The organism is Bordetella petrii (genome assembly GCF_017356245.1).
Lineage (GTDB): Bacteria > Pseudomonadota > Gammaproteobacteria > Burkholderiales > Burkholderiaceae_B > Bordetella_A > Bordetella_A petrii_D.
The window spans coordinates 303,082-323,495 of record NZ_JAFMZZ010000001.1; the positions used below are offsets into that span (position 1 = coordinate 303,082).

Here is a 20,414-nt window from a genome sequence, read left to right on the forward strand (position 1 = left end):
GTTATTCCAGCTTGATCTTGCGATCCTGGATGACGCGGGCCCACAAAGCCGAGTCGCGGGCGATGTCGTCGGCAAGCTCTTGGCGGGAGCCCGGCGCCGGCGGCAGGCCGTGCTTCTCGAGGGCGGCCACCACCTCGGGCGATTTCAGCACCTTGACCAGCGCGGCATTCCAGCCGTCGAGGATGGGCGCGGGCACCTTGGACGACGCCACGAAGGCATACCAATTGGTGGCGTTGTAGCCCGGGTAGGTTTCGGCGATGGTGGGCAGGTCGGGCAAGGCGGCCATGCGCTTGAGGCCGGTGGTGGCCAGCGGCACCAGCTTGCCGGCGTCGATGCCCGGCTGCGCCGTGTTCAGGGTAGAGAAATACGACGCCACCCGGCCGCCCATCAAGTCCTGGAAGGCCGGCGCGCCGCCCTTGTAGGGGATATGCACGATATCCACCTTGGCCATGTCGATAAGCAGTTCGCCCGCCATGTGCGAGGCCGAGCCGTGCCCGGTGGACGCGAAATCGATCTTGCCGGGGTTGGCCTTGGCGTACTCGATGAATTGGGCGAAGGTCTTGATGGGCAGGCTGCTGTTGACCACCAGCACATTGGGGAAATTCACCGCCATGGTGATGGGGGCCAGGTCCTTGACGGGATCGTACGGCAGGGACATGAGATGCGGCGCAATGGCCAGCGGGCCCACCGACCCGAACAGGATGGTGCTGCCATCGGTGGGGCCCTGGTGGGCGGCGTACTGATGGGCGATATTGCCGCCGGCGCCCGGCTTGTTCTCGACGACCACACTAATGCCCAGGTCATCGGTGAGCTTCTTGGCGATGATGCGGGCGGCGGCGTCGGATGCGCCGCCGGCCGCGAAACCCACCACGATGGTGGCGGTCTTGAATGGCGGGAAAGCCTGGCCCTGGGCCTGGCCCGCGGCGGGCGCCAGCGACAGCGCGAGCGTGCCCAGGCACGACAGCAGGAATTGGCGTTTTTTCATTGTCTGGTTTCTCCTCATGATTTTCTCCTCCATCGGAGGATCACAAGTAAACCACCAATTCGTGGCGCCTGGTTTGTTTGGGCCCAAAAACACGCACGTACGCGCGCCCTGCGCCCTGGCGCCGCCTATCGGGCCTTGCGGCCCTGCGCGGCCAGCAGCTTGTCGCCGCCATGTTCCTTCAACGCGGCATCCAGCGCCTGCTCGTAGCCGGACTGGGCGCTTTCCAGGTGCGCCCGCCCCTTTTCGGTCAGCACGGTGTACACCCCGCGCTTGTCGTCCGGGCACAGGTCGCGCACGGTGAAACCCCCGCGCTCCAGGCGCTCGACCATGCGCGAGACCGAGCTCTGGTTCAGGCGCAGATGGGCGGCCAGTTCCTGCATGCGCAGTTCGGAATCCGGCGAGCGGGCCAGGATTTCCAGCGCACGGTATTCCGACAGGCCCAGCCCGTGCCCCGCCTGCAGCATCCTGCCCAGGTCGGCCTCGACATGGGCCGTGACCTGGATCAGCTTGAGCCATGCATCGCTTTTTTTCGACATAACGGGCCGGCACTCCTGGGAAACCATGGGCAGCCTATTTTCTCATATGCATGCCCATGCAAGTGCCCGGGCCCACACCGGCTCAGGCCTGTTCAGCGCGCGGGCCGGCGTTCAGCCTGGCACTGTCGGCCAGCTTCAGCCACACCACGCCGGCAATGATCACCGCCAGCCAGCCTGCCTGCACCAGCGTCAGCGGCTGGTCGAACAGCACGCTGCCGAACACCGCCGCCCCAACCGAGCCAATGCCCGCCCACGCCGCGTAGCCGATGCCCACGTCGATAGACCGCAGGGCAACGCTAAGGGCATACAGCGTCAGCAGGAAGAACACCGCCGCTGAAACGGACCAGCCTGGCACCGTGAACGCCCTGCTGCCCGATACGCTGAGCGCGTAGCCGATTTCGAAAGCCCCGGCCAGCAGCAGCATCGCCCATGCGCGCCCACGGCCCTGGCTGGTTTGGTTGGGTTTCGTCATGTCGAACTCCTTGCTTGAAAATCGTGAAATTTGAATACGGCAGCAACCGGCATCAAGCCGCGCCGCTCAGCCGCAGGCCGACCACGCCGCCGATGACCAGGAAAATGCCCAGGGATTTCTTCCAGTCGAGGCGCTGGCCAAAGAACAAAGCCCCCAGTATCACGATCCCGACGCCGGCCACCGAGGTCCAGATCGCATAGCCCACGCCCACATCGAAGGTCAGCAGCGCCAGGCTGAGGAAGAAAGTGGCGATCGCGCCGCTGACCAGGGTGGCAACCGTCCACCAGAGCCGCGTGAATCCCTTTGCATTGCCTGCGGAAATGGCGACCGCGATCTCGAAGATCACGGCAACGCCCAGATAAAGCCAGTTCATGATTCAGGTTTCCTGTCGTCAATTCGCCCGCGCAAGCGGGCCGGGTGTAGGGGTTGAACGCAGTGTTCATACATGTTTATTTATTTGCATGTGCATGCATATTAATAAGGAAAACCAGGTTCGTCAATTTATTTGCATATGCATGTACTTCAACGCCGGATCCGCAATGGCTGCGGTCTGGCCGTCTTTCGCGTGCCGCGCCAGTTCCGGGCTCTCCCCTCGGGGGGCAACGGCCGCGCCGTTCCGTGATGCTTGCCGGCGCTATGATGGAAGCAGCCCGGCACTGCGCGGCCCGCCATGCCGGGCGTGGCGATTCCGGCTGGCGCTGGCGCGCTGGCCTGGAAGCAGCGCCCCATCTTTGAAGACGAGTGGAGAGATGGATGGAATTCAAGGACTACTACCAGACGCTGGGCGTCAAGCAGGACGCCTCGGATGACGACATCAAGCGCGCCTACCGCAAGCTTGCCCGCAAATACCATCCGGATGTCAGCAAAGAAAACGACGCCGAAGCGCGCATGCGCGACGTCAACGAGGCCTACGACGTATTGCGCGACGCGGAAAAACGCCAGGCCTACGACAAGCTGGCCAGCGGCGCCGCACCCGACGGATCATTCCAGCCGCCCCCCGGCTGGGACGAGGGCTTCGAATTCCACCGCACGGCCACCCCGGGCGAAGAAGCCCAGTTCAGCGAGTTTTTCTCGTCGCTGTTCGGCAACCGCGCGCAGCGCGCGGCCCGGCCAGACTTCCGGGCCCGCGGTGAAGACCACCACGCCGCCATCGAAATCGACCTCGAAGACGCTCTCAAGGGCGCCACGCGCGACGTCAGCCTGCGTGCCGTGCACCTGGACGACCAGGGGCATCCGCAAATGCAGACCCGCACGCTCAGCGTGCGCATTCCCGCGGGCGTGCGCGAAGGCCAGTACATCCGCCTGGCCGGCCAGGGCATGCCCGGCCATGGCGGCGGCGACAACGGCGACCTGTACCTGGAAGTGCGCTTCAAGCCCCACCCGCGCTACCGCGTCGATGGGCGCGATCTCAGCATGACGCTGCCCGTGGCGCCCTGGGAAGCGGCGCTGGGCGCCAGCGTCAACGCTCCCACCCCGGGCGGCACCGTGGAAGTCACCATCCCGCCGGGCTCCGGCAACGGCCGCAAACTGCGGCTGCGCGGCCGGGGCATTCCCGGCAATCCGCCCGGAGACCTGTACCTGGTGCTTGAACTGGTGCTGCCGCCGGCCGATACCGAGGCCGCGCGGGCCGCCTACCGCAAAATGCAGCAAGACCTGCCCTTCAACCCCCGGCCCGACATGGAGGTGTGATCATGAAAACCATCGTCATCGCTGCCAGCGGCACGTTCGCGGACACGGCACAATCCCTTAGCGCGCAAGACCTCGCGCAGGCCTGCGGCACAGAGGTGGACTGGGTCGTGCAACTGGTGGAAGTAGGCATTATCGAAGCGGCGGGCCCGCAACCGGCCGACTGGCGCTTTCACAGCGGCGACCTGCAGCGCGCGCTGGAGACCCGCCGGCTCGAACGCGACTTCGACGCCTGCCTGGACGCCGCCGCCCTGATCCTGGACCTTAGCCAGGAAGTCCGGCAGCTGCGGGCACAGCTACGGGCGCTGGGCGCGTAGCGCGACGAAAGCCGTTCAGCGGGGCGCCATCGGCCAGCGCTTGCTTAAAGCACCGCCGTCGTGCCCCCGTCGACGGCCAGCACCTGGCCCGTCACGAACCCGGATTCCCGCGCCGCCAGGTACACAACGGCCGCCGCCACGTCTTGCGGCGATCCCCAGCGTTTCTGCGGCACCCGGTCTTTCAGCCAGCTATTGAACTGCTCGTCTTCCCACAGTGCCTGCGTCAGTTCGGTGCGGATGTACCCGGGGGCCACCGCATTGACCGTCACGCCCGAATCCGCCAGTTCCGCGGCCCATTGCCGAACGATCCCGTGCAGCGCGGCCTTGGCGGCCGTATAGGCCGTGATGTCCCTGCGGCCCTGCAAGGCGGTTATCGAGCCGGTGAAAATGATCCGGCCGTGGCCCCGGGATGCCATTGCGGCGGCAAGGTGGCGGCCCAGCGCCCACTGCGCCGTCAGATTGGTGAAGACTATGCGTTCGAAGTCGGCCAGCGCATAGCTGGCCAGCGGCTCTCGGTGCTGCACGCCCGCATTGGCAAAGAAAATGTCGATGCTTCCCAGCGACTGCAGCAGCGCGTCGACGGCGGCTCGGGCCACGTCCACATCGGCCACATCGAAAACCGCCGTATGCACATCGCCACCGTCCTGCCGCAAGGCATCGGCGGCCGCTTGCAGGCCGGCGGCATCACGGCCGTTGAGCACCACCGTGGCGCCCTGCCGGCTCAAGGCTTTTGCCGCCTCGTAGCCTATGCCGCGCGAAGATCCAGTTACCAGGGCAACCTGGCCGGTCAGCTCGAACAAGTGGCGCCTCCGCGGCTCAGATCAGGGCCTGCGTCAGGCCGTCGACCACCAGGGCCTGCCCGTTGACGCTGGCGGCCGCGTCGCTCGCGGCAAACAGCGCCATGTTGGCGATATCCCGCGCCGACACCATGCGCCCCATCGCCGACTGATTCTCGTAGGCGCGCCCGACTTCTGCCTCCGGCAAGTTCAGCGTCCGCGCCTTGGCGGCAATCACCGCGCGGATACGCGGTCCTTCCACCGCCCCTGGCAGGATGGCGTTGACGCGAACGCCGAACTGGCCCAGCTCGATGGCCAGCGTCTTGGTAAAGCCCACCACCGCCCACTTCGATGCCGAATAGGCGGAACGCCCCGCAAAGCCCAGGTGCCCCGCCGCCGAAGACAGGTTGATCATGGCCCCCGCCTTCGATTGCTTGAGCAGCGGCACCGCCAGGCGCGCGCAAAGGAACTGCCCGGTGATGTTGACGGCCAGCGTCCTGTCCCAGTCGCCTTTGCTCAGGGTTTCCACATACCCGGTGGGCCCCGCGATGCCGGCATTGTTGACCAGCACATCCAGCCCCCTGAGCCGCGCCTGGACCTGGTCGAACAGCCCGGCCACGCTGGCTTCGTCGGATACGTCGGCCACGGTCGTGAGCAGCCCCGGCACGGCCTGCGACGCCTGTTCCAGGGTTTTCTCGTCCAGGTCGCACACCAGCACCGAGGCGCCGGCCGCCGTGAACACCTTGGCCATCTCCAGGCCCAGGCCGCTGGCGCCCGCCGTGATCAGCACCTTGCGGCCGCGCATACTCGTTTCGTCAAACATGGCATCCTCTACTCAAATTGACTGCTCACAATCTCTGTCTCATACGCCCAGCAGCTTGACCTGCAGCGCCTTGTTCTGCTGCAGATCGCCGGCAGTGCCCTCGTAGGCAACCCGCCCGTTCACCATGATGTAGGCGCGGTCGACCACCTGCAGGGCCAGGTCGATCCGCTGCTCTACCAGCAAGATGCTGGCCCGCTCGCGCAGTTGAATCACCGCTTCCAGCACTTCGGTAACAATGGCGGGCGCCAGCCCCTCGAACGGCTCGTCGAGCAGGATGAGATCGGCCGGCGCCATCAGGGCGCGGGCAATGGCCAGCATCTGCTGCTCGCCTCCGCTGAGATTGCCGCCCAGAGACGACTGCAGGGTGCCCAGTTTCGGAAACAGTTCAAACACCTGGTCCGGGCTCCATCCGCCCGGCCGGCGGGCAATCAGCAGGTTGTCCAGGATACTCAGGTTGGGAAACACCCGGCGCCCCTGGGGCACGATGGCGATTCCCTGGCGGTTGATCTGGTTAGGCGCCTGGCCGGTAATTTCCGATCCCTTGAAATGCAGCTGGCCCTTGCTGGCCGCCAGCAGCCCCATGATGGTGTACAAGGTGGTGGTCTTGCCCACGCCGTTGCGCCCCAGCAGCGCCACCGCCTCTCCTTCGCGCACTTCCAGCGACAGGCCATCCAGCACGCTGCTGCCGTCATAGCCCGAATCCACGTTCCGCAGGCTCAGCACGGGCGCGCGATCCGCCGCGGCCGGCTGCCGCGCAACGGGCACGGCGGCCGCCGCTTCGCTTGTTTCGCCCAGATACGCCTTCACCACTTCGGCATTGCTGACCACGGCATCGGGGTCGCCGTCGGCAATCAGGCGCCCCTGGTGCAGCACGGTTATGCGGTCCGACAGCGAAATCACCCGGTCGATGTCGTGCTCGATGAGAAAAATCGTGTAGTGCCCCGCAAGGCGGCGGATCAGCGCGCCGATGCGCTCACGGTCGACGTCGGCCAGCCCGGCCAGCGGCTCGTCGAGCAGCAGCAATTCGGCGCTGGTCGCCATGGTGACCGCGATATCCAGCAGCCGCTGCTCGCCATGCGGCAGATTGGCGATCACTTCTCCCGCTTTTTCTTCCAGCCCCACTGCCTTGAGCAGCCCCCAGGCGCGTTCCAGCGGCTCGGGCAGATCATAGGCGTTGCGCCACAGCGACGCGTGCTGTGGCGACTCGGCCTGGGCCGCCACCCGCACCGCCTCCAGCACGGTCAGGTTCTCCGGCAGGCTTACCACCTGGAACGACCGCGACATGCCCAGGCGGGTGCGTTCGTGGATCTTCAGCTTGCTGATTTCCCTGCCATTGAATTTGATGCTGCCGGCATCGTGCGGGATAAGGCCGGTCAGCATGTTGAACAGCGTCGTCTTGCCCGCGCCGTTGGGGCCGATCAGGCTATGGACGCTGCCCGCGCTGACCGTCAGGCTGATATCGTCGGCGGTCACCACATGGCCGAAACGCTTGCTCAGGTGGGAGACTTCCAGAATCGTATGGCGCTCGGCCCGGCCTTTGACGGCGAACGGGTCCACCACGCTGGCAGGCATCTGCGGCGCCGGCGTGCACGTCAGGCTCCACCGCCCATGCCCGCGAAGGCGCGCATAGAATCCGCTCAGGCCTTCCGGCGACAGCAGCACCACGGCAATGATCAACGCGCCGAAAATCAACCACCAGTGTTCCGTGTACGCACTGAGCTGATCGCTGAGGTTGATGTAGATAATGGCGCCCCACAACGGCCCCAGAAAATGATGGATGCCGCCCAGCAAGGTCATCATTACCGGATCGCCGGCATGCTGCCAGTTCAGGTTATCGGCATAGGCGCCATGGATCAGCAGCGACAGCATGCCGCCGCCCAGGCCGATGAACGCCGCGTGCAGAACAATGGCGCACAGCTTGTAGCCCCACGGGTCGTAGCCCAGATATTGCACGCGCTTTTCATTGTCGCGAATCGCCTGCAGGACGCGGCCGAACGGCGAATGCACAATGCGCTGCAGCAGCCAGGCGCACACCAGCACGATGACGGCGCAGAAAACGTAATAGTTCACGGCACCTTCCAACCCTGGGCGCAACACCCCCTGCAGGCCGTTTTCCCCGCCGGTGAAACTGGTCCAGCGAAAGCAGATCTCGAAGAACAATTGCGTGAAGGCCAGCGTCAGCAGCGCGAAATACAAGCCCCTGCGCCGCAGGATCAGCGCGCCGACCAGCAGGCCCAGCAGCGCCGCGAAAACCATGCCGACGATCAGCGCCAGCACGACGTTCTGGGTCACGTGCAGCGAAAACAGCGCACTGGCGTAGCTGGCCATGCCGAAGAACATCGACGAGCCGAACGACACCATGCCCGTGTAGCCCAATAGCAAGTTGTACGCAATGCCGTAAAGCGCATAAATCACCACCTGCGTGGCCAGGCTTATGGTAGAGCCGGCCAGCGTCATCAACACCGGAAGAACGATGAATACCAGGGCCAGCACCACCAGCGGCTGGGCAAGCGGATTTCGCAGGCTTTTCATTCGAAGCGCTCCCAGTGTTCGCCGAACAGGCCCCGTGGAAACAGCAGCAGCACGATAATCATCAGGACATACATCACCGAACTGGACGCAACGGGCCAGAACTGAATGGTCATCGCCACCGCGATTCCCACCAGCAACCCCGCCACCACGGCCCCCCTCAGGCTGCCCAGGCCGCCGATCACAACCACCACGAAGGCCGGCATGATGGCCTGTTCGGCCATCGCCGGCACCACGCTCCACAGCGGCGCCGCAAGCACGCCCGCGGCCCCGGCCACCAGGCAGCCCAATCCGAAAATGAACATGAACACGCGCTTCAGGTTGATGCCCAGCATGCTCACCATGTCGGGGTCGCGCGAACCCGCGCGCACAATGCGCCCGTAAGGGGTTTTTTCCAGGAAAAGCCAGGTCGCCGCCAGAATCACGATCGTCATCACCAGCACGGCCAGGCGATACTGGGTCACGAATATCGGGCCCACGTGCAAGAACCCCGACAATGCCTCCGGGGTGTCGAACGGATGCCCCATGGCGCCCCAGATAGTGCGGATCAGTTCCTGGATGAACAGCGCCAGGCCGAAGGTCAGCACCAGTCCAAGCAAGGGTTCCTTGTCGTACAGGGGCCGCAGCAGCGTCCGCTCGACCAGCAGGCTGATCAGGCCCACCAATAACGGCGCCGCCACCAGCGCGCCGCCGAACCCCAGGTACGGCCTGAGGCTCAAGGCAAGATAGGCGCCCAGCGCAAAGAAAGCGCCGTGCGCAAAATTCACCAGTCCCAGCATGCCGAAGATAATCGACATGCCCACGGCGATAAGCACATAAAGAAAACCCAGCACCAGCCCGTTCATGAGCTGAGAGGCGAGCAGCGTAGTATCCAGCATCAGGATCCCCTACCTTGGGCAGGGTGCCCGGTTTGCCGGCTCCCGCGCCGGCAAACCGGGCACGCCAGCCATGCGAACTACAGCGACGTCGGCATCTTGCACAGGGACTCGGCCTGCGACCCGAACAGATCATCGAAGGTCTGCCCCTTGCCGGGTACTTCTTCCACGATGTCGAAATAGTCGTACTTGTCGGTGACTTTCTTCTTGACCTGCGCCACCAGCGTGGGCTGGATCAGTTGATGATCCCAGGGGCGGAAATACATCGAGCCCGCTTTCTTGTAGCCGTCGAACTTGTGTCCTTCCAGGAACTCTACAAGCTTACTCGAATCGGTAGACCCGGTTTCTTTGATGGCGGTAATGATCGCCGTCGTGCCGAACCAGTCCTGCCAGGCCTCGGCCTCCGGCGGCGTCTTGTACCGTGCCATGTAGCTCTTGACGAACGCGCGGCTGAGCTCGGTGTTCTGGTCTCCGGTGTAGTTCCATATTTTCGGATACACGCCGGTCGCCGCCGCCGGCCCGGCCGACCACAGATCGGTGTCGTTGCAGCTCAGGGCCGAAACCGGTATCTTGCCCGTCAGCCCCATCTGGTGGAACTGCTTCAGGAAATTCGTCAGGTCGCTGCCGCCCAGGCCCAGGTATATGGCATCCGGCTTCGCCGAAACAATCTTCAATATGAACGAGCTGTAGTCCGTGGTGCCCAGCGGCGTCTGATCCGCGCCCACCACCTTGCCGCCATCGTCTTTCAGCAATTTGCTCATCTGCTGAAATCCGTCGATCCCCCAGGCATAAGAAGCGTACAGAAAGTACCAGTTCTTCCCGTTCTTCGCGAAAGTCGGGTACACGCTGCGCGTGGTTTCATAATTGGGCGAATCAACCCGGAACGTATAGCGGGCGCACTTTTCGCCGGTGATTTCACTGGCGTTCGGCCCGGTGGCCATGAGCAGGATCTTTTCGCGTTCGGCAACCGGCATGATGGCCAGGATATCGCCGCTGGAAATACCGCCCTGCACCGCCACCACCTTCTCTTGCTGGATCAGGCGCTGCATATTCTGCTGGGTGGTCTGCGGCCCGTTTTCATCCAGCCAGACCAGCTCGATCGGCCGGCCCAGAACCTGGCTGTTGGCGTCCGCCACCGCGATCGTCGCGCCGTTGTAGCCCTGCGTGCCCTGCACCGCGTAGGTACCCGACTTGGCCAGCAAGACGCCGATTTTGATCGGCTCCGCCGCAAGAGCGCTGCGGGCGAACGGAACCGCGCCCGCCACACCCGTTACCAAACCGGCAACGCCAGCCTTCATCAGGCTGCGCCGTGAAATTCCGTCCCGGCATGAAGTCACTTCCTTATGCGACATAATTGTCTCCTTGTGATTTGACGCACCGCAACGGATCCTCAGGGGAAGCCGGATCTCTTATTGTGATCACAGTTATGTTACTCAGACGTGATCACAGATCACATAAGGGTTTAGCCTAGGTATTATTAATAAAAGCCGCGCACAACATGAACCAGACACTCAAACCTGTACAGCAGAGCGAGACGCTGGGTGCCCAGGTACTCCAGCAAATAAAAGAAATTCTGCTCACCGGCCGGATCACGCCGGGCGAATCCCTGTCGCTGCGGTCCGCCGCGGAATCGCTGGGGGTGAGCATGATGCCGGTGCGCCAGGCGGTCCATCAATTAGTGGCCGACCAGGCCCTGGAAGTCACGCCCAACCGCTCGGTGCGCGTGCCGGTCATGACGGCCGCGCAGTTCCACGAAGTCACGCAGATCCGGCTGGAAGTGGAAAGCTATGCGGTTGAAAAAGCGGTGCCGAACGTGGACCCTGCCCTGGTCCAGTCGCTACGCGAGCTGAATGCCGCGCTTTCCAAGGCACTGACGGCCGGCGGCGACAGCCTGGGCGACGCCGTACTGCTCAACAAAACGCTGCATTTCTCCATCTACTCGGCGGCAAACATGCCCACCCTGGTGAAGATGATCGAATCGCTGTGGCTTCGCATCGGCCCCATCCTGAACTACGATCTGCGCTCGGGGTCCGAACGGACCCTGAACAAGGTCGCCGTGGCCCACCATGACGCGCTGATCAACGCGCTGGAAGCGCAAGACATCGCATCCGCGCGCAAGGCATTGCAGCAGGATATCGAGACCGCCTACCAGTACATCGTCAGCCAGCGGTATGCCGGGTTGGCTACGCGGCATGGGCTCGGGACGGCGCCATGAACAACACCTCTTCTGCCAGTCCGGCGCCATTCCAGCTCCACTGGTCGCTCGTGCCTCCCGACCAGGCCCCGGGCCTGGCAGCAGACGGGACCCGGTTGCTGGCCATCTGGCCGGCGCCCGTAAACCATGACGCCTGCTTCGAGGCCGCCGGCTTTACCCTGTTCGGCGACAATGACGAAACGTGGGATCAGGCCGCTGAAGACCTGCTGCGGCGGGTCATCGAACATCTTTCCCGATTCGGCGCCCCCAGACTGGTAAGCGCCCCGCTCAGGGACGACCCGCCCTGGTATCTGCGCCCATTCCGAACCGGGCGGGAACTGCCGCTATGGGAACAGGCCTTGCTGCCGATGAAGTGCGACTCACTGCCCCTGTTCCAGGCGCGGTTTGGCGAGAACGGTGCCGCACTGCGAACCAGCAACGGGCACTTTCTTCTCTGGGTCAGCCTGCCAGGGCCCGGGTCAGCACCATCCGAATTCGTCAGAAACGTCGCGCCGCCCTGGGAAGCTCTTGAAACCCGGCTCCGCTGGCGTAACCTGCTGCCGATTGTTGAAGAGGGGAATGGTTAAATCCCCTACTCCCACTCAATCGTCGCAGGCGGCTTGCTCGACACGTCGTACACCACCCGGTTGATACCTCGCACTTCGTTGATGATGCGCGACGACACGCGGGCCAGCAGCGCGTGCGGCAGCGGTGCCCAGTCGGCGGTCATGAAGTCGAAGGTCTGCACGGCGCGCAGGGCCACCACGTATTCGTAGGTGCGGCCGTCGCCCATCACCCCCACCGACTTCACCGGCAGGAACACGGCGAAGGCCTGCGAGGTCAGGTCGTACCAGCTCTTGCCGCTGGTGTCGTCGATGGTGCTGCGCAGTTCGTCGATGAAGATGGCGTCGGCGCGGCGCAGCAGGTCGGCGAATTCCTGCTTGACCTCGCCCAGGATGCGCACGCCCAGGCCGGGGCCCGGGAACGGATGGCGGTACACCATCTGCGGCGGCAGGCCCAGGGCCACGCCCAGTTCGCGCACTTCGTCCTTGAACAGTTCGCGCAGGGGTTCCAGCAGTTGCAGGTTCAGCGTGTCGGGCAGCCCGCCCACGTTGTGATGCGACTTGATCGAGGTGGCCTTGCCGGTCTTGGCGCCGGCCGATTCGATGACGTCGGGGTAGATGGTGCCCTGGGCCAGCCACTTGGCGCTTTTCAGCTTGCCGGCCTCGGCCTGGAACACCTCGACGAACTCGCGGCCGATGATCTTGCGCTTGGCTTCGGGGTCGGCCTGGCCGGCCAGCTTGCCCATGAACTGTTCGGTGGCGTCGACGTGGACGATCTTCACGCCCATGTTCTCAGCGAAGGTCTGCATCACCTGCTTGCCTTCGTCCAGGCGCAGCAGGCCGTGGTCGACGAACACGCAGGTCAGTTGGTCGCCGATGGCCTTGTGGATCAGGGCCGCGGCCACCGATGAATCCACGCCGCCCGACAGTCCCAGGATGACTTCGTCGCTGCCTACCTGTTCGCGGATGCGCGCCACCGCTTCGGTGACGTAGTCGGGCATGTTCCAGTCGCCCTGGCAGCCGCAGATCTCGTTCACGAAGCGGGCCAGCATGGCCTTGCCCTGCACGGTGTGGGTCACTTCGGGGTGGAACTGCACCGCATAGAACTTGCGGGTTTCGTCGGCCATGCCGGCGATCGGGCACGAGGGGGTCGAAGCCATCAGCTTGAAGCCGGGCGGCAGCTCGGTGACCTTGTCGCCGTGGCTCATCCACACCTTCAGCATGCCGTGCCCTTCGGGCGTGGTGAAATCGGCCAGGCCGTTCAGCAGTTGGGTATGGCCATGGGCGCGCACCTCGGCGTAGCCGAATTCGCGGTGGTCGGAAAAGCTGACCGTGCCGCCCAGCTGCTGCGCCATCGACTGCATGCCGTAGCAGATGCCCAGCACCGGCACGCCCAGCTCGAACACGGCCGCCGGCACGCGCAGCGAGTCTTCCGCGTAGGCCGAGGCATGGCTGCCCGACAGGATGATGCCTTTCAGCCCCTGCCCCGCCTGGTCGCGCACGAAGGCATCATCGACGTCGCCGGGATGGATTTCGGAATAGACGCCGGCTTCGCGGACGCGGCGGGCGATCAGTTGGGTAACTTGCGAACCGTAGTCAAGAATGAGAATGCGCTGGTGGTGCATGGAGACTCTGCCGGTTTGGAAATAAAAGCGCACCGGCCAGAACCGCGGGGTTCTGCCGGTGCGCGATGGATTGCATTGTACTCAGCCGGTGCGGATCAGTCGGCGCGGTAGTTGGGGGCTTCCTTGGTGATCTGCACGTCGTGCACATGGGACTCCCGCACACCCGCCGAGGTGATCTCGACGAACTGCGTCTTGGTGCGCATGTCGTCGATGGTGGCGCAGCCGCAATAGCCCATGGAAGCCCGGATGCCGCCCACCAGCTGGTAGATGATGGCCAGCACGCTGCCCTTGTACGGCACGCGGCCTTCGATGCCTTCGGGCACCAGCTTGTCGGCGTTGTTGGCCGGGTCCTGGAAGTAGCGGTCGGCCGAGCCGTCGGACATGGCGCCCAGGCTGCCCATGCCGCGGTACGACTTGTACGAACGGCCCTGGAACAGCACGACTTCGCCCGGCGCCTCTTCGGTGCCGGCGAACATGCCGCCCATCATGCAGGCAAAGGCGCCGGCCGACAGGGCCTTGGCGATGTCGCCCGAATAGCGGATGCCGCCGTCGGCGATCAGGGGCACGCCGGTGCCGTCCAGCGCCTTGGCCACGTCGGCGATGGCGGTGATCTGCGGCACGCCCACGCCGGCCACGATGCGGGTGGTGCAGATGGAGCCGGGCCCGATGCCGACCTTGACGCCGTCGGCGCCGTGCTCGACCAGCGCGCGCGCGGCGGCGGCGGTGGCGATGTTGCCGCCGATGACCTCGACCTTGGGGAAATTCTGCTTGACCCAGCGGACGCGTTCCAGCACGCCGGCCGAATGGCCGTGCGCGGTATCGACGATGATGACGTCGACGCCTGCAGCCGCCAGCTTTTCAACGCGTTCTTCGGTGCCGGCGCCCACGCCCACCGCCGCGCCCACGCGCAGCTGGCCCTGGGCATCTTTGTTGGCGACCGGGTGCTCGGTGTTCTTGACGATGTCCTTGACCGTGGCCAGGCCGCGCAGCTCGAAGGCATCATTGACGATCAGCACGCGTTCGAGGCGGTGCTTGTGCATCAGGGCCTGGGCTTCGTCCAGCGTGGCGCCTTCCTGCATGGTGACCAGGCGTTCCTGCGGCGTCATGATGTTGCGCAGCGGCTGGTCCAGGCGGTCTTCAAAGCGCAGGTCGCGGTTGGTGACAATGCCCACCACCTTCTTGCCCTCGACCACCGGCAGGCCCGAGAACCCGTGCTGGCGCTGCAGCGCGATGGCGTCGCGCACTTTCATGTCGGGGGTGACGGTAACCGGGTCGATGACGATGCCGAACTCGTGGCGCTTGACGCGGGCCACTTCCTTGGCCTGCTCGTCGGCGCTCAGGTTCTTGTGGATGATGCCGATGCCGCCTTCCTGGGCCATGGCGATGGCCAGGCGCGACTCGGTAACGGTGTCCATGGCGGCGGACACGAGCGGAATATTGAGGGTGATGTTGCGGGTAAGACGGGTGACCAGCGAGGTGTCGCGCGGCAACACCTCGGAGTACGCAGGCACCAACAACACATCGTCGAAGGTGAGCGCTTTTTGGACGAGACGCATGGGGAACTCCGGGCGCAAAGCAAGATTATACGCGCTTGCCATGTTTTTACTAGGTGTTTCCCCGTAGAGTGCGGGGCTCGAACACTGTCACACATTTTAACCCGGGTAATATTGACAGCAATTTTTACCCGGCTAATAATTGAGGCTCATGAACCCACGGAGAGCCTATGAATGCCGTCGACTCCCTACCCGCCTGCACTGCTTTCGACGGCCACCGCCGCATTGCATCGGGCGCCCTGCCCGCGGTGGCGCACGCGGTCCGGCTGGCATTGCAGGCCAATGCCGCCGGGCCAGTCCTGATCTACAACGACGCCACGGGGCAGCTGGTCGATATCGATCTGCGCGCCGGCGACGCCGATCCTGCTCCAGCCGCGGCAGCAGCGGTAGATGCCGCGCCGCTGCCCGCCGGTGCGCCGCCCGAGGCCCGCGGCCGCGGACGCCCCCGGCTGGGCGTGGTCTCGCGCGAAGTCACCCTGCTGCCGCGCCATTGGGAATGGCTGGCCGCGCAGCCCGGCGGCGCCTCGGTAGCGTTGCGCAAGCTGGTGGAAGAAGCGCGCCGCACCCACCAGGAAAGCGACCAGCTGCGCCAGCGGCAGGAAGCCGCCTACCGCTTCATGTCATCGATCGGCGGCGACCTGCCGGGCTTCGAAGAAGCCGCCCGCGCCTTGTTCGCGCAAGACCCGGCGCGCTTCGCGCAGCACGTGGCGGCCTGGCCGTCGGATGTGCGCGAACACGCCACCAGGCTGGCGTTCGGCGCGTAGCCATCGGCGGCCCGGCGCCCTGGCGCGCCGGGCCGCGTGCTTTCGGTACACTGGCGCTTTGCCTTTCCCCGCCGGCCTGCGTCACGGCCGCGCCACGCACCATCCATGTCGCCGATTCCCGATATCCGTCCCGGCCAGTCCGTCGAGCTGCTGAAAGAACTGCACATCCTGACGCGCGACGGCAAGCTCAACCAGGACAGCCGCCGCAAGCTCAAGCAGGTATACCACCTGTTCCAGTTCATCGAGCCCCTGCTGCAGGACGTGAAGGCCGAACGCGGCGCCGTCACGCTGGTGGACCACGGCGCGGGCAAGTCGTACCTGGGCTTCATCCTGTACGACCTGTACTTCAAGGCGCTGCACGACCAGTCGCACGTCTACGGCATCGAGACCCGTCCCGAGCTGGTGGCCTCGTCGCAGGCGCTGGCGGCGCGGCTGGGCTTTGGCGGCATGTCGTTCCTGAACCTGTCGGTGGCCGAATCGATCGCCTCCGCAAGCCTGCCCGCGCAGGTCGATGTGGTGACGGCGCTGCATGCCTGCAATACCGCCACCGACGACGCCATCCGCTTCGCGCTGGAAAAGCACGCCAAGTACATCGTGGTGGTGCCCTGCTGCCAGGCCGAAGTGGCCGCCGTGCTGCGCCAGAACAAGGGCCGCGCCCTGGCCGACCCGCTGGCCGAGATCTGGCGCCACCCGCTGCACACGCGCGAGTTCGGCAGCCAGATCACCAACGTGCTGCGCTGCCTGCAACTGGAAGCGCACGGCTACCAGGTCAGCGTGACCGAACTGGTGGGCTGGGAACACTCGATGAAAAACGAACTGATCATCGCCCAGTACAAGAACCTGCCCCGCCGCAAGCCGGCCGAGCGGCTGAACGAGATCCTGGAACGGATCGGGCTGCAGGCGCTGCGCGAGCGGTTCTTCGTGCCGGCGGCCGAGGCGCCGCAGTCCTAGCTCGATTTGAGCTTGCCCGCGCGCATGCGCCGCAGGGCAACGTGCAGGCGCCGCCGGCGACGCAGCGGCGTGTCGGCTGTGTTGACCGCCAATTCCACCACCGCCGCCGCACCCCGGCAAAAAACCAGCCGTCCGGGCCGCACATTGCGCGCCAGCCGCAACACGCGGCCACCGGCATCGATGAAAGCCACATCGATGCTGTAGCGCATGCCCAGCGTGTGGACGGCGCAGCAAGGCGTCAACAGCAACCCCGTATGCGGCCCCAGGGCGCGCGCCCGGCACAGCAGCCCGCGCAGCCGGCCCAGGGCGCCTTGCGCGCGCACCACGCGGATGCGCCCGGGCGCCAGCCCACGGCGGAATCGATTGCCGGTCATTGGGTGGCCTGCCACAACTGCACGGCGATGGGAAACGCCAGCACGATGAACGTGCACGGGAAAATGCAGCCGATCAGCGGCAGCAGCATCTTGACCGGCGCTTCCATGGCCAGTTTCTCGGCGCGCTGGAAGCGGTCGGTGCGGCACTGCGCGGCATGGCCACGCAGCACGGCGCCCAGGCTCATGCCCAGGCTGTCGGCCTGGGTCAGCGCGCCGATCCAGCTGCTCACGGCCGCGCTGTCGGCACGATCGGCCAGGGCCTTCAAGGCCGCGGCGCGCGGCACGCCGGCGCGCATGTCCGCCAGGGCATGGGCCAGCTCGTCACGCAGCGGCCCTGGCGGCCCATGCTGTTCGGCCTGCTGCAGCGCGCCGTGCAAGCCCAGCCCCGACTCCACGCACAACGTCATCATGTCCAGTACGAACGGCAGTTCGCGCCCGATACGCTGGCGCCGCCGGCCAATGCGGCGGACCATCCAGGCCACCGGCCAGCCGCCCGCCAAGCCGGCGCCGGCCGCTGCGGCCGCGGGCCATGCGCTGGCCGCGCCCAGCCACCACGCCACGCCGCCGGCGGCGATCGCGCCGCACGCCGCGGCGCTGCCCACCAGGGCCACCGCGTGCGCGGCCGTCACCACGGCCGGCAGGCCTGTCTGGGCGAGCCTGCGCGCCCATGCATCGCGCATGCGCCATGGCAGCAATGGCCCGCATACTGCGGCCGCCGCCGACAGCCATGGCCAGCACAGGCGCCAGGGCCAGGGCATGGAAGCCAGCTCATCGGGCGCCGCGAGCATATAGAGCGCCGGCCGCATCAGCAGCCAGGCCGCGGCGGCGCCACCCGCGCCGGCCAGAACAATAGCAAGGCCTGACAACATGGCGGCCCTTCAGATGTCGATGTCGACGATGCGCCGGATCAGCAGCACGCCAGCTGTTTCCAGGCCGGCCACCACGGCCAGCACCGCCCACCCCAGGGGCGTGTGCCACAGCACGGCCATGGCATCGGGCTCCATGCGGTCGAGCACGGCCGCCAGCAACAGGGGCAAAGCCCCCACTATCCAGGCCTGCAGGCGCCCCTGCGCGGTCAGCGCGCGTACCTTGCCCTGCAGCTGCAGGCGGTCGCGCAGCGTGCGGGCAATGCCGTCGAGCGTTTCGGCCAGATTGCCGCCGGTATGCGACGCCACGCGCATTGCGGCAACCACCAGGGCCGAGGCCTCGGAAGGCACGCGCTGGCTCAGGTGCCCCAGCGCGGCATCGAACGAGACTCCCAGCCGTTGCTCGCGCAGCATCAGGCCGAATTCCTGGGCCAGCGGCGCCTCGCTGTGGTCAACGATGTGGCGCAGCGCGGTGGAAACCCCCACACCGGCCCGCAAGGCCGAAGCCAGGGCCAGCAAGGCTCCGGGCAATTGCTGCTCGAACCGGGCCAGACGGCGGCCGCGCAGCCGCCCGACCATGTGCCGGGGCAGCCTGGCGGCCAGCACGGCAGCCAGGCTGCCCAGCAGCGCGCTGCCGCTGGCGGCGAAGGCAGCCAGCCCGGCCACCGCCGCCAGCAGCATGGCGCCCAGCCACAGCTGGGCCGGATCAATGAACAGGAACACCTCGCTGAGCGTGATGCCGGCTTCGTGCGTGTACACCTGCCGATAGCGCTGCAGTGCGGGCCCGAACCAGGCCTGGGCGCGCCAGGCCAGCAATGCCGCGCACGCCGTGGACATGGCGACAGCCAGCCAGATCACGGCGCCAGGCCCGCCGCCGCGCCGCCCGCGCCGCCGCAGAACAGCCCGCTGTCGAACACAATGCCGGCGGCGCGCCAGTCGTCGGCGAAGCTGGGCAGCAGCCCGCAGCCCTGGAATCCCAGGCCGGGCTGGTAGCGGAACAGTTCCTGCAGCTGGATGCGGCCGCTTTCCAGGCCGGTGATCTCGACGATGGAGGTCGCCACGCGGCGGCCGTCGGACAGCCGCGCCTGCTGCACGATGATGTCGATGCTGGCGCCGATGTGTTCGCGCACGACGCTCAGGGGCAGATCCATCCCGGCCATCAGCACCATTGCTTCCAGCCGTCCCAGCGCATCGCGCGGCGAATTGGCATGCAGGGTGGTCAGCGAGCCTTCGTGCCCGGTGTTCATGGCCGTCAGCATGTCGAAGGCTTCCGCGCCCCGGCACTCGCCCACCACGATGCGGTCGGGGCGCATGCGCAGGGCATTGCGCACCAGGTCGCGGATGTCGATGCGGCCGCGGTTCTCGAGATTGGCGGGGCGCGCTTCAAGGGCGACCAGGTGGGCGTGGTCCAGCCGCAGTTCGGCCGCGTCTTCGATGGTGACAATGCGCTCGCCCTCGGGAATGCCGTTGGAAAGAATGTTCAGCAAGGTGGTCTTGCCCGACCCGGTGCCGCCGGACACGACAATGTTCTTGCGGCTGCGCACGCACAAGTACAGGAAATCGGCCATCGCGGAATCGATCGAGCCGGCCCGGACCAGGTCGGCCATGCGCGGGCGCCGCGCCGGGAATTTGCGTATCGTCAGGCTGGCCCCTTTCAGCGCCACGGGCGGAATGACCGCATTGACGCGCGACCCGTCCGGCAGGCGGGCATCGACCATGGGCGCGCTTTCATCGATACGGCGCCCCAGCGGAGCCACGATGCGCTCGATGACCCAGCGCACCGATTGTTCGCTGCTGAAGGCCGCATCGTGGCGCCACAGGCGGCCTTCGCGCTCGATGTAGATTTCATCGTGGCGGTTGATCATGATTTCGCTGATGCCCGTATCGGCCAGCAAGGGTTCGAGCGGCCCCAGCCCCACCGCCTCGTCCAGCACGTCGCGGCACAGCGCGGCCCGATCCACCTGGGCCGGAATGCCGGCATCGGCGGCGGCGATGCCATCGAGCAGGCGCTGCGCCTCGTTGCGCAGCAGGGCGTCGCTCATGCCGGCCACATCGCGCCGGCGCAGGTCCAGGGCCTGCAGTAGGGCCGCGTGCAGGCGCCGGCGGTGCGGCAGCAAAGCCAGAGCGTCGAAGGCCGGGGCCGCCGGCACGCATGCGGCGCCGTCTTCAGGGGCCGGCACAGGGGGGTCTGCTTCAGGCCGACCGTGCGCTTCATTGGTGCAATCGGCGGCCAGGCGCACCCGCATGCGGCATGGCCCGACCAGGATGTCGTCATCGGGCAGGACAGGCCGGTGCACCGTGATGCGCTGGCCGTTGACGAACGTGCCGCCCAGGGAACCCAGGTCTTCGAGTTCCAGCATCCGGCCCTGCGCCACCAGCCGCGCGTGGCTCTTGGCCACGCGCCAGTTGGCGATGCGCAATCCGCATTGCGCGGCCCGGCCGATCAGCAGGGGAACCTGGGCGCGCACCGAACGCTGCTGGCCGTCTTCGTATGTCATGGAAATGTCGAGCATGGTCGTCTGGCG

Annotated in this window: 21 protein-coding genes; 6 read left to right on the forward strand and 15 right to left on the reverse strand. The window is 66.1% G+C overall.

What is annotated here, in order from left to right; genetic code table 11:
* Position 1 precedes the first annotated feature (1 nt).
* From J2P76_RS01490 to J2P76_RS01505, 4 genes are all read right to left on the reverse strand, one after another.
* Complete coding sequence (locus tag J2P76_RS01490) at positions 2–985, reverse strand: Bug family tripartite tricarboxylate transporter substrate binding protein (RefSeq protein WP_207404005.1); 984 nt, start codon at positions 983–985, stop codon at positions 2–4.
* A 125-nt stretch (positions 986–1,110) separates the two neighbouring features.
* Positions 1,111–1,521 (reverse strand): MarR family winged helix-turn-helix transcriptional regulator, encoded by a 411-nt coding sequence (locus J2P76_RS01495; protein ID WP_207404006.1) that lies wholly within the window; start codon positions 1,519–1,521, stop codon positions 1,111–1,113.
* A gap of 82 nt (positions 1,522–1,603) precedes the next feature.
* Positions 1,604–1,993 (reverse strand): DMT family transporter, encoded by a 390-nt coding sequence (locus J2P76_RS01500; RefSeq protein ID WP_207404008.1) that lies wholly within the window; start codon positions 1,991–1,993, stop codon positions 1,604–1,606.
* Positions 1,994–2,045: 52 nt separating this feature from the next.
* Positions 2,046–2,366 carry a DMT family transporter gene (locus J2P76_RS01505; protein WP_207404011.1) on the reverse strand — a complete coding sequence of 107 codons (321 nt, stop codon included), beginning with the start codon at positions 2,364–2,366 and terminating at the stop codon, positions 2,046–2,048.
* Between the two features lie 380 nt (positions 2,367–2,746).
* Here J2P76_RS01505 and J2P76_RS01510 point away from each other — a divergent pair, with 380 nt between their 5' ends.
* Together J2P76_RS01510 and J2P76_RS01515 are read left to right on the forward strand one after the other, a co-directional pair.
* The gene (locus J2P76_RS01510; RefSeq protein ID WP_207404013.1) at positions 2,747–3,682 is read left to right on the forward strand and encodes a DnaJ C-terminal domain-containing protein; all 936 of its coding nucleotides are present in this window, start codon (positions 2,747–2,749) and stop codon (positions 3,680–3,682) included.
* Positions 3,683–3,684: 2 nt separating this feature from the next.
* Positions 3,685–3,996 carry a chaperone modulator CbpM gene (locus J2P76_RS01515; protein ID WP_207404015.1) on the forward strand — a complete coding sequence of 104 codons (312 nt, stop codon included), beginning with the start codon at positions 3,685–3,687 and terminating at the stop codon, positions 3,994–3,996.
* A 44-nt stretch (positions 3,997–4,040) separates the two neighbouring features.
* On the opposite strand, the gene J2P76_RS01520 is transcribed toward J2P76_RS01515, so the two are convergent.
* From J2P76_RS01520 to J2P76_RS01540, 5 genes are all read right to left on the reverse strand, one after another.
* Positions 4,041–4,796 (reverse strand): SDR family NAD(P)-dependent oxidoreductase, encoded by a 756-nt coding sequence (locus J2P76_RS01520; protein ID WP_207404017.1) that lies wholly within the window; start codon positions 4,794–4,796, stop codon positions 4,041–4,043.
* A gap of 16 nt (positions 4,797–4,812) precedes the next feature.
* Entirely contained in the window at positions 4,813–5,595 is a 783-nt protein-coding gene (locus J2P76_RS01525) for an SDR family oxidoreductase (protein ID WP_207404019.1), read from the reverse strand.
* Between the two features lie 39 nt (positions 5,596–5,634).
* The gene (locus J2P76_RS01530) at positions 5,635–8,127 is read right to left on the reverse strand and encodes a branched-chain amino acid ABC transporter ATP-binding protein/permease (RefSeq protein WP_207404021.1); all 2,493 of its coding nucleotides are present in this window, start codon (positions 8,125–8,127) and stop codon (positions 5,635–5,637) included.
* Complete coding sequence (locus J2P76_RS01535) at positions 8,124–9,002, reverse strand: branched-chain amino acid ABC transporter permease (RefSeq protein WP_207404023.1); 879 nt, start codon at positions 9,000–9,002, stop codon at positions 8,124–8,126. Before J2P76_RS01535 ends, J2P76_RS01530 begins: the two co-directional genes overlap by 4 nt.
* Before the next feature lie 77 nt (positions 9,003–9,079).
* Positions 9,080–10,351, reverse strand: a complete 1,272-nt coding sequence (locus J2P76_RS01540) for an ABC transporter substrate-binding protein (RefSeq protein ID WP_207404025.1) — start codon at positions 10,349–10,351, stop codon at positions 9,080–9,082.
* A gap of 146 nt (positions 10,352–10,497) precedes the next feature.
* Between J2P76_RS01540 and J2P76_RS01545 the strand changes: the two genes are divergently transcribed.
* A complete protein-coding gene (locus tag J2P76_RS01545; protein WP_207404027.1) occupies positions 10,498–11,214 on the forward strand; it encodes a GntR family transcriptional regulator in 717 nt (238 codons plus the stop codon).
* A complete protein-coding gene (locus J2P76_RS01550; RefSeq protein WP_207404029.1) occupies positions 11,211–11,780 on the forward strand; it encodes a hypothetical protein in 570 nt (189 codons plus the stop codon). The genes J2P76_RS01545 and J2P76_RS01550 overlap by 4 nt, the downstream gene beginning before the upstream one ends.
* Positions 11,781–11,785: 5 nt before the next feature.
* Here J2P76_RS01550 and guaA read toward each other — a convergent pair whose 3' ends face one another.
* Together guaA and guaB are read right to left on the reverse strand one after the other, a co-directional pair.
* A complete protein-coding gene (guaA, locus tag J2P76_RS01555) occupies positions 11,786–13,381 on the reverse strand; it encodes a glutamine-hydrolyzing GMP synthase (protein ID WP_207404031.1) in 1,596 nt (531 codons plus the stop codon).
* Between the two features lie 95 nt (positions 13,382–13,476).
* Complete coding sequence (gene guaB, locus J2P76_RS01560) at positions 13,477–14,937, reverse strand: IMP dehydrogenase (RefSeq protein WP_207404033.1); 1,461 nt, start codon at positions 14,935–14,937, stop codon at positions 13,477–13,479.
* A gap of 167 nt (positions 14,938–15,104) precedes the next feature.
* On the opposite strand from guaB, the gene J2P76_RS01565 reads away from it, so the two are divergent.
* Both J2P76_RS01565 and J2P76_RS01570 read left to right on the forward strand, forming a co-directional pair.
* Positions 15,105–15,698 (forward strand): DUF2239 family protein, encoded by a 594-nt coding sequence (locus J2P76_RS01565; protein WP_207404035.1) that lies wholly within the window; start codon positions 15,105–15,107, stop codon positions 15,696–15,698.
* A gap of 105 nt (positions 15,699–15,803) precedes the next feature.
* Positions 15,804–16,649 (forward strand): class I SAM-dependent methyltransferase, encoded by an 846-nt coding sequence (locus J2P76_RS01570; RefSeq protein ID WP_207404036.1) that lies wholly within the window; start codon positions 15,804–15,806, stop codon positions 16,647–16,649.
* Here J2P76_RS01570 and J2P76_RS01575 read toward each other — a convergent pair.
* The 4 genes from J2P76_RS01575 to J2P76_RS01590 are packed head-to-tail and all read right to left on the reverse strand — an operon-like array spanning position 16,646 to position 20,402.
* Complete coding sequence (locus J2P76_RS01575) at positions 16,646–17,023, reverse strand: DUF192 domain-containing protein (RefSeq protein WP_207404037.1); 378 nt, start codon at positions 17,021–17,023, stop codon at positions 16,646–16,648. The genes J2P76_RS01570 and J2P76_RS01575 overlap by 4 nt on opposite strands.
* Positions 17,020–17,892, reverse strand: a complete 873-nt coding sequence (locus tag J2P76_RS01580; RefSeq protein ID WP_207404038.1) for a type II secretion system F family protein — start codon at positions 17,890–17,892, stop codon at positions 17,020–17,022. The genes J2P76_RS01575 and J2P76_RS01580 overlap by 4 nt, the downstream gene beginning before the upstream one ends.
* A gap of 9 nt (positions 17,893–17,901) precedes the next feature.
* Positions 17,902–18,747, reverse strand: coding sequence for a type II secretion system F family protein (locus tag J2P76_RS01585; RefSeq protein ID WP_207404039.1), 846 nt, complete (start codon positions 18,745–18,747; stop codon positions 17,902–17,904).
* Complete coding sequence (locus tag J2P76_RS01590; protein ID WP_207404040.1) at positions 18,744–20,402, reverse strand: ATPase, T2SS/T4P/T4SS family; 1,659 nt, start codon at positions 20,400–20,402, stop codon at positions 18,744–18,746. The genes J2P76_RS01585 and J2P76_RS01590 overlap by 4 nt, the downstream gene beginning before the upstream one ends.
* Positions 20,403–20,414: the final 12 nt, after the last annotated feature.

Coding starts and splice junctions, on each gene's coding strand:
- J2P76_RS01515 (WP_207404015.1), top strand. CDS start 3,685: ATGAAAACCATCGTCATCGCTGCCAGCGGCACGTTCGCGGACACGGCA.
- J2P76_RS01540 (WP_207404025.1), bottom strand. CDS start 10,351: ATGTCGCATAAGGAAGTGACTTCATGCCGGGACGGAATTTCACGGCGC.
- J2P76_RS01535 (WP_207404023.1), bottom strand. CDS start 9,002: ATGCTGGATACTACGCTGCTCGCCTCTCAGCTCATGAACGGGCTGGTG.
- J2P76_RS01550 (WP_207404029.1), top strand. CDS start 11,211: ATGAACAACACCTCTTCTGCCAGTCCGGCGCCATTCCAGCTCCACTGG.
- guaA (WP_207404031.1), bottom strand. CDS start 13,381: ATGCACCACCAGCGCATTCTCATTCTTGACTACGGTTCGCAAGTTACC.
- J2P76_RS01545 (WP_207404027.1), top strand. CDS start 10,498: ATGAACCAGACACTCAAACCTGTACAGCAGAGCGAGACGCTGGGTGCC.
- J2P76_RS01580 (WP_207404038.1), bottom strand. CDS start 17,892: ATGTTGTCAGGCCTTGCTATTGTTCTGGCCGGCGCGGGTGGCGCCGCC.
- J2P76_RS01525 (WP_207404019.1), bottom strand. CDS start 5,595: ATGTTTGACGAAACGAGTATGCGCGGCCGCAAGGTGCTGATCACGGCG.
- J2P76_RS01505 (WP_207404011.1), bottom strand. CDS start 2,366: ATGAACTGGCTTTATCTGGGCGTTGCCGTGATCTTCGAGATCGCGGTC.
- J2P76_RS01565 (WP_207404035.1), top strand. CDS start 15,105: ATGAATGCCGTCGACTCCCTACCCGCCTGCACTGCTTTCGACGGCCAC.
- J2P76_RS01530 (WP_207404021.1), bottom strand. CDS start 8,127: ATGAAAAGCCTGCGAAATCCGCTTGCCCAGCCGCTGGTGGTGCTGGCC.
- J2P76_RS01495 (WP_207404006.1), bottom strand. CDS start 1,521: ATGTCGAAAAAAAGCGATGCATGGCTCAAGCTGATCCAGGTCACGGCC.
- J2P76_RS01490 (WP_207404005.1), bottom strand. CDS start 985: ATGAAAAAACGCCAATTCCTGCTGTCGTGCCTGGGCACGCTCGCGCTG.
- J2P76_RS01510 (WP_207404013.1), top strand. CDS start 2,747: ATGGAATTCAAGGACTACTACCAGACGCTGGGCGTCAAGCAGGACGCC.
- J2P76_RS01500 (WP_207404008.1), bottom strand. CDS start 1,993: ATGACGAAACCCAACCAAACCAGCCAGGGCCGTGGGCGCGCATGGGCG.
- J2P76_RS01590 (WP_207404040.1), bottom strand. CDS start 20,402: ATGCTCGACATTTCCATGACATACGAAGACGGCCAGCAGCGTTCGGTG.
- J2P76_RS01570 (WP_207404036.1), top strand. CDS start 15,804: ATGTCGCCGATTCCCGATATCCGTCCCGGCCAGTCCGTCGAGCTGCTG.
- guaB (WP_207404033.1), bottom strand. CDS start 14,937: ATGCGTCTCGTCCAAAAAGCGCTCACCTTCGACGATGTGTTGTTGGTG.
- J2P76_RS01575 (WP_207404037.1), bottom strand. CDS start 17,023: ATGACCGGCAATCGATTCCGCCGTGGGCTGGCGCCCGGGCGCATCCGC.